We start from the raw sequence: 18,270 nt of genomic DNA, 5'->3' as shown, positions 1-18,270 counted from the left end.
GGTGTTTTTCGCCCTCTGCTTTGCCTATACGCGCGCCTGCGACCGGCTTTAGACGGAGGCTGCGATGACATTCGACTATATCTTGAGCGGTGCCGTCACGGTCTTTATCGCCGCCTATCTCACCTATGCTCTCATTCGCCCCGAACGTTTCTGATCGGGAAGCGGCGGCTATTGAAAGTTCAATACCATGACCCTCAATGGATGGTTTCAGATTCTGCTGTTTTGCGGGATCATTTTTGCGCTGGTGAAGCCGCTCGGCTTCTATATGGCGCGTGTCTTTAATGGCGAGCGCACCCTGCTGTCGCCGGTTCTCGCACCGGTCGAGCGCGGCCTTTATGCCCTTGCCGGGACAAGCGAGCGTGAGGAGCAGCACTGGACGACCTATGCCTTCTCCATGCTCCTCTTCAACCTGCTCGGTTTTGCCCTGCTTTATGCCCTGATGCGCTTTCAGGCGGTGCTGCCCTATAATCCGCAGGGAATGGCGGCCGTGGGGCCGGAATTGTCCTTCAATACGGCGGTCAGCTTCGTCACCAACACCAACTGGCAGAATTATGGCGGCGAAAGCACCCTGTCCTATTTGACTCAGATGGCCGGTCTCACCGTGCAGAACTTCGTCTCCGCCGCAACAGGCATGGCCATCGCCATCGGCCTCATCCGCGCATTTTCCCGCGCTTCCGGCAAGGCGATCGGCAATTTCTGGGTGGATATGGTCCGCTCGACCCTCTATGTGCTTTTACCCCTCTGCATCGTGCTGACCCTCGTTTACGTATGGCTCGGCGTGCCGCAGACGCTCGGCGCCTACGTGAACGCGCAGACGCTGGAAGGCGCGCAGCAGACGATTGCCGTCGGCCCCGTCGCGTCGCAGCTGGCGATCAAGATGCTGGGCACCAATGGCGGCGGCTTCTTCAACGCCAATTCGGCGCATCCCTTCGAGAACCCGGATGCCATTTCCAACATGATCCAGATGGTGTCGATCTTCGCCATCGGGGCAGCCTTTACCAACGTCTTCGGCCGCATGGTCGGTAACCAGCGCCAGGGCTGGGCGATCCTCGCCGCCATGGGCGTGCTGTTCATCGCCGGCGTCGCCGTCACCTATTGGGCGGAAGCGGCCGGAAACCCGCTGATGCACGGCTTCGGTCTTGCCGGCGGCAATATGGAGGGCAAGGAGGTCCGTTTCGGCGTGGCGCTCTCGTCGCTCTTCGCGGTCATCACCACCGCCGCCTCCTGCGGCGCGGTCAACGCGATGCATGGCAGCTTCACGGCGCTGGGCGGTCTTATCCCGCTTATCAACATGCAGTTGGGCGAGGTGATCGTCGGCGGTGTCGGCGCGGGTTTTTACGGCATTCTGCTCTTCATCGTCATCGCCATCTTCGTGGCGGGGCTGATGGTCGGGCGCACGCCGGAATATCTCGGCAAGAAGATTGAGGCCAAGGAAATGAAGATGGCGGTTCTGGCCATTCTCTGCCTGCCGCTCGCCATGCTGGTCTTCACGGCAACGGCTACCGTACTGCCCTCGGCGGTCGCATCGATCGGCACGGCGGGGCCGCACGGCTTCTCCGAAATCCTCTATGCCTATACCTCGGCGGCCGCCAATAACGGCTCCGCCTTCGGCGGCCTCACAGGCAACACCACCTGGTACAACATCACGCTTGGCTTTGGCATGCTGATGGGCCGTTTTCTGGTCATCATTCCGGCACTCGCCATTGCCGGTTCGCTGGTCACCAAGAAGACCGTTCCAGCCTCGGCTGGCACCTTCCCGACGGATGGCCCGCTTTTCGTCGGCCTGCTTGTCGGCACGATCCTGATTGTCGGCGGCCTTACCTTCCTGCCTGCATTGGCGCTCGGCCCCGTTGCCGAACATCTGGTGATGGCGGCAGGCCAGCTCTTCTGAGGTGACGCCATGTACGACAAGTCCCGAAGTAACCGCATCGTCTCCGCCCGCAAAGGCGCTCCCGTCAAAGGGAGCGCCACGCCCGGCGGCTGGTGCGCTTCCAATGTCATTCTCGCGATGATGGCGGCTCTCGTCGCCGCCGTTGTCGCTCTCGAAGTTATCACGGGCTGATCGACCTTTATCGGTCGCCCTGTTTCAAACGCTGGAGCCTCTTCATGAGCCAGTCCAAACAAGCGAGCATCCTCGATTCTCGCATTCTCGTGCCGGCGATTGCCGCCGCATTCAAAAAGCTCAACCCACGCACGCTGGCGCGTAATCCGGTCATGTTCGTGGTCGCGACGGTGTCGGTGCTGACAACAGTGCTGTTCATCCGCGATCTCATCATGGGCGGCGCCAATCTCGGCTTTTCCTTCCAGATCAATCTCTGGCTCTGGTTTACCGTATTGTTCGCCAATTTCGCGGAAGCTGTCGCCGAAGGGCGCGGCAAGGCGCAGGCGGATTCGTTGCGCCGGACCCGCACGGAGACCCAGGCGAAACTGCTGACCGGCGATGACCGCAGCCAATATAAAATGGTGGCGGGCACCAGCCTGAAGGTGAACGATGTCGTTCTCGTCGAGGCGGGCGATATCATCCCCTCCGACGGTGAGGTCATCGAAGGTGTCGCCTCCGTCAACGAGGCGGCCATCACTGGCGAATCCGCCCCCGTCATCCGCGAATCCGGTGGCGACCGCTCGGCGGTCACCGGCGGCACGCAGGTGCTGTCGGACTGGATCAGGGTCCGTATCACCGCCGCTGCCGGCTCCACCTTTCTCGACCGGATGATTTCGCTCGTCGAAGGTGCTGAACGCCAGAAGACGCCGAACGAGATCGCGCTCAATATCCTGCTGGCCGGCATGACGCTGATCTTCGTTCTGGCCACAGCCACCATTCCGAGTTTCGCGGCTTATGCCGGCGGTTCGATCCCGATCATCGTGCTGGTGGCACTGTTCGTGACGCTCATCCCGACCACCATCGGTGCGCTTCTATCCGCCATCGGCATTGCCGGCATGGACAGGCTGGTGCGTTTCAATGTGCTGGCCATGTCCGGCCGCGCCGTCGAGGCGGCCGGCGATGTGGATACGCTGCTGCTCGACAAGACCGGCACCATCACCCTTGGCAACCGTCAGGCGACCGAGTTTCGTCCCGTTGCCGGCGTTTCCGAGCAGGAACTGGCCGATGCGGCGCAGCTTGCCTCCCTTGCCGACGAAACGCCGGAAGGCCGTTCCATCGTGGTTCTCGCCAAGGAAAAATACGGTATCCGCGCCCGCGACATGCAGAAGCTGCATGCGAATTTCGTACCATTCACCGCCCAGACCCGCATGAGCGGTGTCGATTTCGAAGGTTCCTCCATTCGCAAGGGTGCAGTCGACGCTGTTCTTGCCTATGTTAACGGCGGCGCTCCGCAACAGGGCAATGTGGCGCTTGCCGTCAAAACCGAAACGGACGCCGCACGCGGCATCCGGACAATTGCGGAAGAGATCGCCAAGACCGGCGGCACGCCGCTCGCCGTCGTGCGGGACGGAAAGCTGCTCGGCGTCGTGCAGCTGAAGGACATCGTCAAGGGCGGCATTCGCGAGCGTTTCGCAGAGCTTCGCCGCATGGGCATCCGCACGGTTATGATCACCGGCGACAACCCCATGACGGCCGCCGCCATCGCAGCGGAAGCCGGCGTCGATGATTTCCTCGCCCAGGCGACACCGGAAAACAAGCTGGAGCTTATCCGCGAGGAACAGGCCAAGGGCAAGCTCGTCGCCATGTGCGGCGATGGCACCAACGACGCGCCGGCGCTGGCGCAGGCCGATGTCGGCGTTGCCATGAACACCGGCACGGTTGCGGCACGCGAGGCCGGCAATATGGTCGATCTCGACAGCGATCCGACCAAGCTCATCGAGATCGTCGAAATCGGCAAGCAATTGCTGATGACGCGCGGCGCGCTGACGACGTTCTCCATCGCCAACGATATCGCCAAATATTTCGCCATCATCCCGGCAATGTTCCTGGCGCTCTATCCGCAGCTCGGCGTTCTGAACGTGATGGGGCTTTCGACACCGCAGAGCGCCATCCTGTCGGCCATCATCTTCAACGCGCTCATCATCATCGCGCTCATTCCCCTGTCGCTGAAGGGCGTCAAATATCGTCCGATCGGCGCGGGTGCGCTGCTGTCGCGCAATCTGGTCATCTATGGCCTCGGCGGCATCATCGTTCCCTTCATCGGCATCAAGGCCATCGACCTCGCCATCACGGCGCTCGGTCTTGCCTGAGGAGTAAAGACAATGTTCAAACAGCTTCGTCCCGCACTGGTGCTCATCCTCGCCACCACCGCCATCACCGGCCTTGCCTATCCTCTGGGCATGACGGGTCTCGCTCAGGCGATCTTCCCCTTTCAGGCCAATGGCAGCCTCATCGAAAAGAGTGGTGCGGTTGTGGGTTCGCAATTGATCGGGCAGACCTTTGCCAGTGAGAAATATTTCCATGGCAGGCCATCGGCTGCCGGCGATGGTTACAATGCCGCTTCGTCGTCCGGCTCCAATTTCGGCCCGACGAGCGCCAAGCTTATCGACCGGGTGAAACAGGATTACGAGGCCGCAAAAGCCGAAAATCCGACGGCCGAGGTTCCGGCCGATCTGGTGACGGCCTCGGGCAGCGGCCTTGATCCGCATGTTTCGCCGGAGGCCGCTTATTTTCAGGTTCCCCGTGTCGCCAGGGCAAGGGGCATGGATGAGGCATCCCTGCGTGCCATCGTCGAGCGCCATGTCGAAGGACCGGAACTCGGATTCATGGGAGAGCCGGTCGTGAATGTGCTGGCGCTCAATATGGCTCTTGACGCAGCCGGCTCATGAACTGAAATGGCTATGGCTTGTTCGCAAGCCATAGCCTCGACACTGGTGGGTTAAATGCCTGACGACAATCGCGATATGCCGAGCCGACCGTCGCCCGATGCGCTGCTGGAAAACGCCCGGCGCGAGGCGCGGGGCCGGCTGAAGATATTTTTAGGGGCGGCACCCGGCGTCGGCAAGACCTATGAAATGTTGATGTCCGGCCGGGCGAAGCTGGTCGATGGGGTGGATGCCGTCATCGGCGTCGTGGAAACCCATGGCCGCCGGGAAACCGAAACGCTGGTGCAGGGTTTCGAGATCGTCGCGCGCCGGCGTATCGATTATCGCGCTCAGGTGCTGGAAGAGATGGATCTCGACGCCATTCTCGCCCGTCGTCCCGCCCTGGTTCTGGTCGATGAACTGGCCCACACCAATGCCGCCGGCAGCCGCCACCCCAAGCGCTACATGGATGTTCAGGAAATTTTGGTGCAGGGCATCGATGTCTATACGACGCTGAACATCCAGCATGTCGAAAGCCTGAACGACGTCGTTGCACAGATCACCCGCATCCGTGTTCGTGAAACGGTGCCCGACAGCATTATCGACCGGGCCGACGATGTCGAAATCATCGATATTACGCCAGACGATCTGATCAAGCGGCTGCAGGATGGAAAGGTTTACCTGCCCCGCACCGCCCGGCGCGCCATCGAGAATTATTTCTCTCGCGGCAATCTGACGGCGCTGCGAGAGCTTGCGCTGCGGCGCACCGCGCAACGGGTGGATGAGCAATTGCTCAACCACATGCAGTCCCATGCCATTTCCGGCCCATGGGCGGCGGGAGACCGGGTTCTGGTCTGCCTCGATCATGGCGGCAACGGTCCGGGGCTGGTGCGTTATGCCCGCCGGCAGGCGGATCGGCTGCGCGCGCCGTGGACGGCGCTGCATCTCGATACGCCGCGTTCGCAACAATTGTCGGAGGCGGAAAAGGACCGGCTGGCCGGCACCATGCGGCTCGCGCAGCAGCTTGGCGGCGAGACGGTGACCCTGCCGGCGCTCGATCTGACGCGGGAGATCATCTCCTACGCCAACGCCAATAATTTCACCCACATCATCATCGGCCGCCCGCGAAAATCGTGGTGGCAGCGGATTTTTCAGCGTTCGCTGACGCATGATCTGATCGATCATGCGGGCGATATCAGCGTTCACGTCATTTCCGGCGATAAAAAAGAAGAGAAGCTGGGCCAGGCCGCAAAGCCGGCCTCGGCGCAATCGCATCGTTCCATACGGCCTTATCTTAACAGCACCCTGTTCGTCGGCCTGGCGATCGTGGCCGGCATCGTGCTCGACCAGACGCTCGATGTCAGAAATCTGGCGCTGGTGTTCCTGATGGCGGTTCTGGCCGCCGCCGTGCGCGGCGGGCTGGGGCCAGCGCTTTATGCTTCCCTGCTCGGCGCTTTTGCATTCAATTTTTTCTTCCTTGAGCCGCGTTACACCCTGACCGTTCGCGATCCGGAAAGCGTCGTGGCGCTGCTTTTTTATCTCGGCGTGGCGCTTGTCGCCTCCAATCTTACCGCGGCCGTACAACGGCAGGCCGCCGCCGCGCGGGCAAGGGCGCGAACGACGGAAGATTTATATCTGTTCTCCAAGAAGCTTTCGGTCACGGGAACGCTGGACGATGTGTTGTGGGCGGCCGCTTTCCAGATGGCCTCGATGCTGAAGGTTCGGATCGTTCTGCTTTTGCCGGAAAATAATACGATCACGGTCAAGGCGGGGTATCCACCTGATGATACGCTGGTGGATGCCGATATTGCCGCCGCGCAATGGGCCTGGGAACATAACAAGGCTGCCGGCAGGGGCGCGGATACGCTGCCAGGCGCCAAACGTCTTTATCTGCCCCTGCGCACCGGCAGCGGCGCCGTCGGTGTGGTGGGGCTGGACGATGACCGGCTCGGCCCGCTTCTGACGCCGGAACAGCAGCGATTGTTCGATGCTTTGGCCGATCAGGCGGCGCTCGCCATCGAGCGGATTCAGCTCGTCTCGGATGTCGACCGGGCAAGGCTTGCGGCGGAAACCGACCGGCTACGCACCGCGCTCCTGACATCCATCTCCCATGACCTTAAAACGCCGCTTGCGGCCATTCTGGGTTCGGCGGGAACGCTGAAGGATTTCGCCGAGGACATCCCGCCGGATGCCCGCGCCGAACTGCTTTCGACGATCATCGAGGAATCCGAGCGGCTGAACCGGTTCATCTCCAATCTTCTTGATATGACGCGGATCGGGTCGGGAGCGATGGAGCCGAATTACGGTCTGCATTTCGTGGGCGATATGGTCGGAACCGCACTTTCGCGCGCAGCGAAAATCGTCGTCAGGCATGAGATCGTTCTGGATATTCCCTCCGACCTGCCGATGCTGAAGGTCGATCCCGTGCTTTTCGAACAGGTTCTGTTCAATCTCATCGACAATGCCGCCAAATACGCTCCCGAACATACCGCCATCGAGATGCGCGGTTGGCGGCAGGGCAAAAATATCTTCCTCTCCGTGGCCGATGCGGGGCCGGGTATTCCACCCGACGATACGGAACGGGTCTTTGACAGTTTCTACCGGGTGCGTAAGGCGGATCATGTGCAGGCCGGAACGGGCCTGGGGCTATCGATCTGCAAAGGGTTCATCGAGGCCATGGGCGGTTCGATCCGCGCGGAAACAGGACGGGCCGTACCGGTGCTCAGTTTACCGTCAGTCTGCCGGTTCCCGCCGATGCGCCGGTGATAGACCATGATTAAGGCGCGATTGCCGGCGACAAGCAGCTACGCCGCTGAAGGAGATCGGGAATGACCAATTCCGTCGTTCGTATTCTGATCGTCGACGACGAACCGCCGATCCGCAAGCTTTTGCGCGTAGGGCTGTCGACCCAAGAATATGCGGTGAGCGAGGCGATGAATGCGAAGGTTGCCATGGAGCTGGTCAGTGAGGACAAGCCCGATCTCGTCGTTCTCGATCTTGGCCTGCCGGATATGTCGGGGCATGATCTTCTGGCGAAATGGCGCGGCGAAGGGTTGGCGCTGCCGGTCATCATTCTCTCCAGCCGCACGGATGAGGCGGGTATCGTGAAGGCCCTGGAACTGGGGGCGGATGACTATATCACCAAGCCTTTCGGCATGAACGAACTCGTCGCCCGCATCCGCCTCGCCCTGCGCCATCGTCTGCAAAGCCAGGGGGAGAGGCCGGTGTTCCAGACCGGCGATCTTTCTGTCGATCTGGTCAGGCGCATCGTCAAGGTGGAGGATCGGGAGGTGAAGCTCTCGCCCAAGGAATATGACATTCTGCGGGTTCTGGTGCAGCATGCCGGCAAGGTGCTGACGCACCGTTTCCTGCTGGAGCATGTATGGGACGAACTGACCGATGTGCAATATTTGCGGGTCTATGTGCGCCAGCTTCGTCAGAAGATCGAGAAAACCCCGGATCAGCCGCGTTATATCCTGACGGAAACCGGTGTCGGCTACCGGCTGCAGGAGGTGTGAGGGCGCCGCAAGGCGACGCCCTCCGATAGTTTAAACGGCGGCGCAGATCGACAGGAATTCGTCCACATCGGCCTCGGTCGTCGCAAAGCTGGTGACCATGCGGATCAGCACTTCGTCCTTGCCGACCTTTTCCGGCATGTCGCGCGGCTCCAGCCAGTCATAGAACTTCGCACCCTTTGCCGTGGCGGCTTCTGCGGCGGCCTTTGGCAAGATGGCAAAAACTTCATTGGCCTGGGTCGGCCATGCAAGGCGGGCACTGTTCAGCGAAGCGAAACCGGCGCGCAGGCGATTGGCCATGGCATTGGCGTGGCTGGCGAGCCCAAGCCACAGGTCGTCCTGCAGATAGGCCTCGAACTGCGCGGCGATGAAGCGCGACTTGGAAAACAGCTGGGCGGTGCGCTTGCGCAGGAAGGAAAAATCCCGGGCGAGCGAGGGATCGAAGAAGACGATGGCTTCCGCACACCAGCAGCCATTTTTCGTGCCGCCGAAAGATAGGACGTCGACGCCGCGTTTCCAGGTCATTTCGGCGGGCGTGGTGCCGAGGGCGGCCAGCGCATTGGCGAAACGCGCGCCGTCCATATGCAGCGGCAGGCCGTTGTCTTTTGCGATTTTGGCGATGGCGTCGATTTCATCGAGCGTGTAGACCGTGCCGGCCTCGGTCGCCTGCGTCATGGTGATGGCTGCGGCGCGGCCGTGATGCACGGCATCCTGCGGATAACGCGCAATGCGCTCGATGAGGTTCTCCGGCAACATCTTGCCGTTCGGCCCCTCGACGGCGACCATGCGCATGCCGGAAAAGAAATCCGGTGCGCCGCATTCGTCCTCGATCACATGTGCTTCGGAGTGACAGAAGGTCAGGCCGCCGGCGCGGGCGATGCTGGCCAGCGAAAGCGAATTGGCCGCCGTGCCGGTGGCGACGAAAAACACCGCGACCTCGCGCTCGAAAATCTCGTTGAAGCGCTTTTCGATGGAGAGATCGAGTTCGCTGGTGCCGTAAGCGGCGGCAAAGCGCGTGGATTCCCGCGAAAGCCGTTCGTTGACGGCAGGGTGGGCGCCGGCCCAATTGTCTGAAGCAAAAAACATCTCTGAAGGCTTTCCGATGGCTGGGGTTCTGGTTTGGGAATGCGTGGCGCGATGAACGGCAAAGTTCTATGACCTAAGATTGCGATTGGCAAATCCGGCAATGAAAGCAATGGCTCTGCGGGTGTTGCGATAAGAAAGTTTCGCGCAATAGGTCAGTATCGAAACTTCGCTGCAAAATGGGGCTTTCACTAATTGGATTCGCACCCTTGCTAAATTCGCCTGTTTCTGCCAAAATCCTCGTGAATTGAGACAGCTTTGCTGTCCTAAATTTGGTCGAGCCGGATTGAATGCGGATTTTGCGGGAAGCGAAAATTCGTGTCGAGCCGGATCTTCGCATGAAACCATGCAAGTAATTTTGCAGGAGGGACAAAAATGACGAACAAGCCGCAGGCGGAAATCGCCGCCGCCACCCTGACCACAGACTGTCCCACCGCGGCTGCGGCCGCACCCGTTTCTGCGAAAGCGCGTTTCGCGGGCGGTTTGCCGGAAAGGCAGGGTCTTTACGATCCGGCCAATGAACATGATGCCTGCGGCGTTGGCTTCGTTGCCCATATGAAGGGCGCCAAGTCGCACCAGATCGTCAAGGACGGCCTGTTCATCCTTGAAAACCTGACGCATCGTGGTGCCGTCGGAGCCGATCCTCTGATGGGCGATGGTGCGGGCATTCTCGTGCAGATCCCCGACCGCTTCTTCCGCGAGGAAATGGCGGCGCAGGGCGTCACCCTGCCGAAGGCCGGTGAATATGCCGTCGGCCACATCTTCATGCCGCGCGATCCTTCCCGCATCGAGCACTACAAGAAGGTCATCGTCGACGTCATCGGCGAAGAGGGGCAGCAGTTCCTCGGCTTCCGCGATGTGCCGGTCGATAACTCCTCGCTCTCCAAGGCGCCGGATATCGCAGCGACCGAACCGCACCACGTGCAGGTCTTCATCGGTGCCGGCCGCGATGCCGCAAGCAATGCCGATTTCGAGCGCAAGCTGTTCCTGATCCGCAAGGTACTGTCCAACCGTATCTATGACGAGGGCGGCGGCAAGGAAACGCAGGATTTCTATCCCGTTTCGCTGTCGTCTTCGACCATCGTCTACAAGGGCATGTTCCTCGCCTATCAGGTGGGCGCCTATTACAAGGATCTGGCCGATCCGCGCTTCGAATCCGCCGTCGCCCTCGTGCATCAGCGTTTTTCGACCAACACCTTCCCGTCCTGGAAGCTGGCGCACCCCTACCGCATGGTCGCCCATAACGGCGAAATCAACACGCTGCGCGGCAACGTCAACTGGATGGCGGCGCGTCAGGCGTCGGTTTCCTCCGTGCTGTTCGGCGACGATATCTCCAAGCTCTGGCCGATCTCCTATGAAGGCCAGTCGGACACCGCCTGCTTCGACAACGCGCTCGAATTCCTCGTGCGCGGCGGCTACTCCATGGCCCATGCCGTGATGATGCTGATCCCGGAGGCCTGGGCCGGCAACCAGTCCATGTCTGCCGAACGCAAGGCATTCTACGAATATCACGCAGCGCTGATGGAGCCGTGGGACGGCCCGGCCGCCGTCGCCTTCACCGACGGTAAGCAGATCGGCGCGACGCTTGACCGCAACGGCCTGCGTCCGGCGCGTTATCTCGTCACCGATGACGACCGCATCATCATGGCGTCGGAAGCAGGCACGCTGCCCGTGCCGGAAGAGCGCATCGTCAAGAAGTGGCGCTTGCAGCCCGGCAAGATGCTGCTGATCGACATGGAAAAGGGCTCCATCGTTTCCGACGAGGAAGTGAAGCACGAGCTTGCCGCCAAGCACCCCTACCGCACCTGGCTCGACCGCACGCAGCTCATCCTCGAAGAGCTGAAGCCGGTCGAACCGCGCGCGCTGCGCCGCGACGTGTCGCTGCTCGACCGCCAGCAGGCCTTCGGCTACACCAGCGAAGATACCAAGCTCCTGATGTCGCCGATGGCGACGACCGGTCAGGAAGCCATCGGCTCGATGGGGACCGATACGCCGATCTCGGCCATGTCGGAAAAGTCGAAGCTGCTTTACACCTATTTCAAGCAGAACTTCGCGCAGGTGACGAACCCGCCGATCGACCCGATCCGCGAAGAGCTTGTCATGAGCCTCGTGTCCTTCATCGGTCCGCGTCCGAACATTCTCGACCATGAAGGTGCCGCCCGGGCCAAGCGTCTGGAAGTGCGCCAGCCGATCCTGACCAATGGCGATCTGGAAAAGATTCGCTCCATCGGCCACACGGAAGACCGTTTCGACACCAAGACGCTCGACTTCACCTATGATGTGGAGCGCGGCGCCGAAGGCATGCCTGAAATGCTCGACCGCCTGTGCGAGCGCGCAGAATCGGCCGTTCGCGGCGGTTATAACATCATCGTTCTCTCAGACCGCCAGCTCGGCCCGGACCGCATCGCGATCCCCGCCCTGCTGGCAACGGCCGCCGTGCACCACCACCTGATCCGCAAGGGTCTGCGCACCTCGGTCGGCCTCGTTGTCGAAACCGGTGAGCCGCGCGAAATCCACCATTTCTGTCTGCTGGCCGGTTATGGTGCCGAAGCGATCAACCCCTATCTCGCCTTCGATACGCTGCTCGACATGCACAAGCACGGCGCCTTCCCGAAGGAAGTCTCCGACGATGAAGTGGTCTATCGCTACATCAAGGCTGTGGGTAAGGGCATCCTCAAGGTCATGTCCAAGATGGGCATTTCCACCTACCAGTCCTATTGCGGCGCGCAGATCTTCGACGCCATCGGCCTTTCCTCGGAATTCGTCGAGAAGTATTTCTTCGGCACCGCCACCTCCATCGAAGGCGTCGGCCTGACGGAGATTGCCGAAGAAACCGTAACGCGCCACACGGCTGCCTTCGGCAAGGATCCGATCCTTGCCAACACGCTCGATATTGGCGGCGAATACGCCTACCGCATGCGCGGCGAAAGCCACGCATGGACGCCGGATGCCGTTGCCTCGCTGCAGCACGCCGTGCGCGGCAACAGCCAGGATCGCTACCGCGAATTCGCCGGCATGGTGAACGAGACAGCGCTGCGCATGAACACCATTCGCGGCCTGTTCAAGGTCAAGTCGGCGGAAGCGCTCGGCCGCAAGCCGGTTTCCATCGACGATGTCGAGCCGGCGGCTGATATCGTCAAGCGGTTCTCGACTGGCGCCATGTCCTTCGGCTCGATCAGCCGCGAGGCGCATACCACGCTTGCGATCGCCATGAACCGTATCGGCGGCAAGTCCAACACAGGTGAGGGCGGCGAAGAATCCGACCGTTACATGCCGTTGTTGAACGGCAAACCGAACCCGGAACGCTCGGCCATCAAGCAGATCGCTTCCGGACGCTTCGGTGTAACGACCGAATATCTCGTCAATGCCGATATGCTGCAGATCAAGGTGGCGCAGGGTGCCAAGCCTGGCGAAGGCGGCCAGCTGCCCGGCCACAAGGTGGATGCGACGGTTGCCAAGACGCGTCATTCGACGCCGGGTGTCGGCCTCATCTCGCCGCCGCCGCATCACGATATCTACTCCATCGAAGATCTGGCGCAGCTGATCTACGACCTGAAGAACGTCAACCCGGAAGCCGATGTTTCGGTGAAGCTGGTGTCGGAAGTCGGCGTCGGCACGGTTGCGGCCGGTGTCGCCAAGGCGCGCGCCGACCATATCACCGTTGCCGGTTTCGATGGCGGCACGGGCGCTTCGCCGCTTACCTCGCTGAAGCACGCCGGTTCCCCATGGGAAATCGGTCTTGCCGAAACTCAGCAGACGCTGGTGCTGAACGGTCTTCGCTCGCGCGTTGCCCTGCAGGTGGATGGCGGTTTGAAGACCGGCCGCGACGTCATCATCGGCGCGCTGCTCGGTGCGGATGAATTCGGCTTTGCCACCGCGCCGCTGATTGCGGCCGGCTGCATCATGATGCGTAAATGCCATCTCAACACCTGCCCGGTGGGCGTCGCCACGCAGGACCCGGTTCTGCGCAAGCGTTTCAAGGGCACGCCGGAACATGTCATCAACTACTTCTTCTTCGTGGCCGAAGAAGTGCGCGAAATCCTCGCTTCGCTTGGCGTTACCAGGCTGGATGAGATCATCGGTGCTTCCGAACTGCTCGAGAAGGATGAGATGCTGGCGCACTGGAAGGCCAAGGGGCTGGATTTCAGCCGCATCTTCCACAAGGTCGAGGCTCCCAAGGAAGCAACCTTCTGGACCGAGCGCCAGAAGCATCCGATCGACGATATTCTCGACCGCAAGCTGATCGAGAAGTCCCTGCCGTCGCTCGAAAACCGCGAGCCCGTGGTCTTCGAAGTGCCGATCAAGAACGTCGACCGTTCCGCCGGCGCCATGCTGTCGGGTGCGCTTGCCAAGCGCTGGGGTCACAAGGGCCTGAAAGACGACACGATCCACGTCACCCTCAAGGGGACGGCGGGCCAGTCCTTCGGCGCGTTCCTCGCCCGTGGCATCACCTTCGATCTGGTGGGTGATGGTAACGACTATGTCGGCAAGGGCCTTTCGGGTGGCCGCATCATCGTGCGTCCGCCGGAAAACACCCGTATTGTCGCGGAAAACTCGATCATCGTTGGTAATACCGTTCTTTACGGCGCGATCACCGGCGAGTGTTATTTCCGTGGCGTGGCCGGCGAGCGTTTCGCGGTGCGCAACTCCGGCGCGGTCGCGGTTGTCGAAGGTGTCGGCGACCACGGTTGCGAATATATGACCGGCGGCATCGTCGTTGTTCTCGGTGAAACGGGCCGCAACTTCGCGGCCGGCATGTCCGGCGGCGTGGCTTATGTTCTCGACGAGAAGGGCGATTTCGCTACCCGCTGCAACATGGCCATGGTCGAGTTGGAGCCGGTTCCGGAAGAAGACGATATGCTGGAGAAGCTGCACCATCACGGCGGCGACCTCATGCACAAGGGACGCGTGGACGTTTCCGAGGACATGACGCGCCACGACGAGGAGCGTCTCTATCAGCTGATCTCGAACCACTTCCATTACACGAACTCGTCGCGCGCCAAGGATATACTCGACCGCTGGAGCGAGTTCCGTCCGAAATTCCGCAAGGTCATGCCGGTCGAATACCGCCGTGCGCTTGAGGAAATGGAGCGCATGCGCATGGGCGTGGCGGCGGAGTAATCCGCCGCGTGAGGATACTACACCAACTGGTCTCGCTGATGATCGCGGTCGCCGTCCCACGGCGATCACCTGAACGAGCGGCGAGACTGGATTTGAGTTCATCGTGCTGGGGGCGGCTTTTGGTTTCGCTTACTGGTACTGGGGCCCGACAGGCGCTCCGCTTTGATGTGAGGACATAAACGTGGGCAAGGTTACAGGTTTTCTGGAGATCGACCGGCAGGTGGGCAAGTATCAGCCCGCATCGGATCGTATCCGCCATTTCCGCGAATTCACCATTCCGATGTCGGATGCCGAGGTGCAGAAGCAGGCGGCGCGCTGCATGGATTGCGGCATTCCCTACTGTCATGGCCCGACCGGCTGTCCCGTGCACAACCAGATCCCCGACTGGAACGATCTGGTCTATAACAACAATTGGGAAGAGGCGATCCGCAACCTCCATTCCACCAACAACTTCCCGGAATTTACCGGCCGCGTCTGTCCCGCGCCTTGTGAGGAGGCGTGCACGCTGAACCTTGAGGATGCGCCGGTCGCCATCAAGACCGTCGAACAGGCGATTGCCGACAAGGCCTATGAGCTGGGCTTCATCGTGCCGAAGCCGGCGACGATCCACACCGGCAGACGAGTCGCCATCATCGGTTCCGGTCCTTCGGGCATGGCGGCGGCGCAGCAACTCGGCCGCGCCGGCCACGAGGTTCATGTCTATGAGCGCGAATCCAAGCCCGGCGGCCTGTTGCGTTACGGCATCCCGGACTTCAAGATGGAGAAGAACTTCATCGACCGCCGTGTCGAGCAGATCAAGGGCGAAGGCGTCACGTTCCATTGCGGCGTCAATGTCGGCGTCGATGTGACGGTCGAGGCGCTTCTGGCCGATCACGATGCGGTTCTTTATTGCGGCGGTTCGGAAACCCCGCGCCCGGCCGGTATCGGCGGCGGCGACCTGCATGGCGTTTACGATGCCATGCCTTACCTCGTGCAGCAGAACCGCCGCGTCGGTCGCGAAAATATCGACAGCGTCGGCTGGCCGGCCGATCCGATTCTTGCCGGCGGCAAGCATGTCGTCGTTGTCGGCGGCGGTGATACCGCATCTGACTGCGTTGGTACGGCTTTCCGTCAGGGTGCGGTGAAGGTCACACAGCTCGACATTCGCCCGATGCCGCCGGAAAAGGAAGACAAGCTGGCGGTCTGGCCCTTCTGGGCAACCAAGATGCGCACCTCGTCGTCGCAGGCCGAAGGCGCCATCCGTGAGTTCCAGGTGGCGACGCTCGAATTCGTCGGCGAAGACGGCGTGTTGACCGGCGTGAAGTGCTGCCAGGTGGATGACCGCCGCAAGCCGATTGCCGGCACGGAATTCATCATCAAGGCCGATCTCGCCTTCATCGCCATCGGCTTTTCCGGTCCCTTCACGGACAGCGTGCTGAAGGAAATGGACGGCAAGCTGGCGCTCAACACCGACCGTCGCGGTTCCACCAATGTGATCGCCAACGAAACGGACTACAAAACCTCGGTCGACAAGCTGTGGGCGGCGGGTGATGTGCGCCGTGGCCAGTCGCTGGTGGTCTGGGCGATCCGCGAAGGCCGCCAGGCGGCGCGTGCGATCGATGAGGCGCTGATGGGTGCGACCGTTCTTCCGCGCTAAGCACCGACGGTAATAAGAACCGGAAAGGCCTGTTGCAGACGCAACGGGCCTTTTCTTTTGGCTGCGAAAATGACGGCTTCTTCTTCAGCAATAGGGAAGGGCGATACGAAAGCACGCACCACCGGTGGAAGCATCGCTGATGGTAATCTCCCCGCCGTGATAACGGACGATTTCCTGCACGAGGTTGAGCCCGAGCCCGGTGCCGCGATCTTTCGGTCGCAGGCGGTGGAAGGCATCGAAAACCAGTTCCCGGTCCTCCTCGGGAATGCCATTGCCTTCATCGGCTATCTCGATCACCCGGCTTGCCGCCACCCTTATCGTGATCGTGCCGCGATTGCCGCCATGTTCGATGGCGTTTTGCACGATGTTCATCAGGGCGCGCTGCAACGAAGCGTCGTCGGCAAGGGCGAGGATCGGCTCTTCCTCCGGTTCGAAAGACAGCGCATATCCCTGTGATATGGCGAGCGGGGCCATATCGGCGACGACCGATCTGCACAGGGTGACAAGATCAAGGGGGACCAGAGGGGCCTTCTGCCCGCCGAGGCGCTGCAAATCGAGCAATTGTTCGGCCAGCACGGCGATACGGCTGGCATCCGCCAATATTCTGCTGCGGGCCGGGCCGTCCAGCAAGGTTTCCACCCGGGTCTGGAGAATGGCGACGGGGGTTCGCAATTCATGGGCGGCATCGAGAATGAAGCGCTTGTGCCGTTCGTAGCCATCGTCCAGCCGCTTCAATGCGCCGTTGACGGCATGCACGAGCGGCTGCACCTCCCGTGGAATATCGCCATCCGGCAATCGGTATCCGCGCCTGTCGATATCGATGGTTTCCGCCGTGCGGGCAATGGTGGAAAGGGCGCGAAATTCCCTGCGGATGATCCAGGGGATGGTCACGACCGTCACGATGGACATGAGAATGAGGACAGGCATGATCAATATGTTCGAGAACAACAAAACGGGGAAGGTCATGCTGAACGGCCCGCCTTTGCCGATCATGACGAATTCTCCCGCCGGCCCCGAAGCGCGGCGAACGACGGCGATGCGCACCACGGCGAGGTAGGAATAGGACAGCGCCGCGTCGCGCACGTCGGAAACCCTGATGTCGCTCAGCTGCTGATCCATGTTGCTGAATGCCTCGGGCACCTGCCCGCCCTGCACGATCTCACCTTTTTCGCTGACCGCGACGAACCAGAAATCGGAGGTATTGCTGCGCAGGTTGATGAATTCGGGCGTTTCTTTGAGAACCAGCCGATTGTCCTCATTCCGTATGATCGCGTTGGCGGTTATCTGGGCCGCCTCCGGGCTGAGCAGCGCGCTGCCTGCGCCGCCGCTCGACATATAGGTGACAATGGCGGCGGTGACGAAGAACAGGCTGCCGATCTGGAACAGCAGCAGTTGAATGGTGAGCCGGCGCTTGAGCGATTTTCTTCTGGCCAGCTTCACGAGGTTGCCCTCAGCAGGTAACCGACGCCGCGAATGCCGTGGACCTCAAGGCCCGCATCCGCGGCCGCCAATTTGCGGCGCAAGCGGGAAATATGGGAATCAAGTGCATTGGACTGGATCTCATCGTCGAAATTATAAACGGCTTCCTCAAGCAATGAGCGCAGCACCGTTCTGCCCTGTCGCCGCAACAGGGCTTCGAGGATCAGCAGTTCGCGTCTCGTCAGCGGAAGGAATTCACCCTTGATGCGCACTTCGCGGGTTTCGAAGCAGAATTCCAGCCTGCCCAGTTTTGCCGTCATCGTCACGGCGCCGGCCGGGCGGCGCATCAGGGCGCGAATGCGTGCAAGCAGTTCCTCGACAGCAAATGGCTTGGCCAGATAATCGTCCGCACCGAGGTTCAGACCATTCACCCGATCCACAAGCGCCCCCTGCGCCGTCAGCACGATGACGGGCGGGGTGACGGGCAGAAGCCGCAAATCTTCGATAAGCTGGATGCCGTCACCGTCGGGCAATTGCCGGTCGAGCACGACAAGGTCGTGGACGCCGTCCATGATGGCGTGACGGGCAAGATCGAGCGTGCCGACCGTATCCACGATAATATCGAACCGATGGAGCGCGGCGGACAGGGCTGCTGCCATTTCGCGTTCGTCTTCAACAAGCAGCAGGCGCATGAATTCATCTCGGTATTGTCCGGCGTACCTTCCGGAAAGGGGCGCGGTGAAAGGCAAA

Annotated in this window: 11 protein-coding genes and 1 pseudogene; 9 read left to right on the top strand and 3 right to left on the bottom strand. The window is 61.2% G+C overall.

Going from position 1 to position 18,270, the window contains the following annotated elements; translation table 11 throughout:
* Nucleotides 1-64 precede the first annotated feature (64 nt).
* From kdpF to L904_RS04960, 7 genes and pseudogenes are all read left to right on the top strand, one after another.
* The gene (gene kdpF, locus L904_RS04985; RefSeq protein ID WP_003506089.1) at nucleotides 65-154 is read left to right on the top strand and encodes a K(+)-transporting ATPase subunit F; all 90 of its coding nucleotides are present in this window, start codon (nucleotides 65-67) and stop codon (nucleotides 152-154) included.
* A gap of 33 nt (nucleotides 155-187) precedes the next feature.
* A complete protein-coding gene (gene kdpA, locus L904_RS04980; RefSeq protein WP_035263887.1) occupies nucleotides 188-1,891 on the top strand; it encodes a potassium-transporting ATPase subunit KdpA in 1,704 nt (567 codons plus the stop codon).
* A 9-nt stretch (nucleotides 1,892-1,900) separates the two neighbouring features.
* Nucleotides 1,901-2,062 carry a hypothetical protein gene (locus L904_RS28050; protein WP_183044098.1) on the top strand — a complete coding sequence of 54 codons (162 nt, stop codon included), beginning with the start codon at nucleotides 1,901-1,903 and terminating at the stop codon, nucleotides 2,060-2,062.
* A gap of 44 nt (nucleotides 2,063-2,106) precedes the next feature.
* Nucleotides 2,107-4,191 (top strand): potassium-transporting ATPase subunit KdpB, encoded by a 2,085-nt coding sequence (gene kdpB / locus L904_RS04975; protein WP_035263885.1) that lies wholly within the window; start codon nucleotides 2,107-2,109, stop codon nucleotides 4,189-4,191.
* Nucleotides 4,192-4,203: 12 nt separating this feature from the next.
* The gene (kdpC, locus tag L904_RS04970; protein ID WP_020809051.1) at nucleotides 4,204-4,770 is read left to right on the top strand and encodes a potassium-transporting ATPase subunit KdpC; all 567 of its coding nucleotides are present in this window, start codon (nucleotides 4,204-4,206) and stop codon (nucleotides 4,768-4,770) included.
* A gap of 54 nt (nucleotides 4,771-4,824) precedes the next feature.
* A pseudogene (locus L904_RS04965) lies at nucleotides 4,825-7,526 on the top strand (DUF4118 domain-containing protein).
* Between the two features lie 48 nt (nucleotides 7,527-7,574).
* On the top strand, nucleotides 7,575-8,264 hold the full coding sequence (locus L904_RS04960; protein ID WP_020809053.1) for a response regulator transcription factor: 690 nt from the start codon (nucleotides 7,575-7,577) through the stop codon (nucleotides 8,262-8,264).
* Nucleotides 8,265-8,294: 30 nt separating this feature from the next.
* Here L904_RS04960 and L904_RS04955 read toward each other — a convergent pair whose 3' ends face one another.
* Nucleotides 8,295-9,347 (bottom strand): low specificity L-threonine aldolase, encoded by a 1,053-nt coding sequence (locus tag L904_RS04955; protein ID WP_020809054.1) that lies wholly within the window; start codon nucleotides 9,345-9,347, stop codon nucleotides 8,295-8,297.
* A gap of 372 nt (nucleotides 9,348-9,719) precedes the next feature.
* On the opposite strand from L904_RS04955, the gene gltB reads away from it, so the two are divergent.
* Both gltB and L904_RS04945 read left to right on the top strand, forming a co-directional pair.
* A complete protein-coding gene (gltB, locus tag L904_RS04950) occupies nucleotides 9,720-14,465 on the top strand; it encodes a glutamate synthase large subunit (protein ID WP_020809055.1) in 4,746 nt (1,581 codons plus the stop codon).
* A 181-nt stretch (nucleotides 14,466-14,646) separates the two neighbouring features.
* Nucleotides 14,647-16,101 carry a glutamate synthase subunit beta gene (locus L904_RS04945; protein ID WP_020809056.1) on the top strand — a complete coding sequence of 485 codons (1,455 nt, stop codon included), beginning with the start codon at nucleotides 14,647-14,649 and terminating at the stop codon, nucleotides 16,099-16,101.
* Between the two features lie 84 nt (nucleotides 16,102-16,185).
* Here the strand turns inward: L904_RS04945 and L904_RS04940 are convergent, their stop codons facing one another.
* Together L904_RS04940 and L904_RS04935 are read right to left on the bottom strand one after the other, a co-directional pair.
* On the bottom strand, nucleotides 16,186-17,541 hold the full coding sequence (locus L904_RS04940; protein WP_020809057.1) for a HAMP domain-containing sensor histidine kinase: 1,356 nt from the start codon (nucleotides 17,539-17,541) through the stop codon (nucleotides 16,186-16,188).
* Nucleotides 17,538-18,212: a response regulator transcription factor gene (locus L904_RS04935; RefSeq protein WP_003519552.1), complete on the bottom strand. Its 675-nt coding sequence runs from the start codon at nucleotides 18,210-18,212 to the stop codon at nucleotides 17,538-17,540. Before L904_RS04935 ends, L904_RS04940 begins: the two co-directional genes overlap by 4 nt.
* Between the last annotated feature and the right edge of the window lie 58 nt (nucleotides 18,213-18,270).

This window comes from Agrobacterium sp. LY4 (assembly GCF_001526585.1).
GTDB lineage: Bacteria > Pseudomonadota > Alphaproteobacteria > Rhizobiales > Rhizobiaceae > Agrobacterium > Agrobacterium leguminum.
This window is presented reverse-complemented; position numbering and strand designations above follow the sequence as displayed.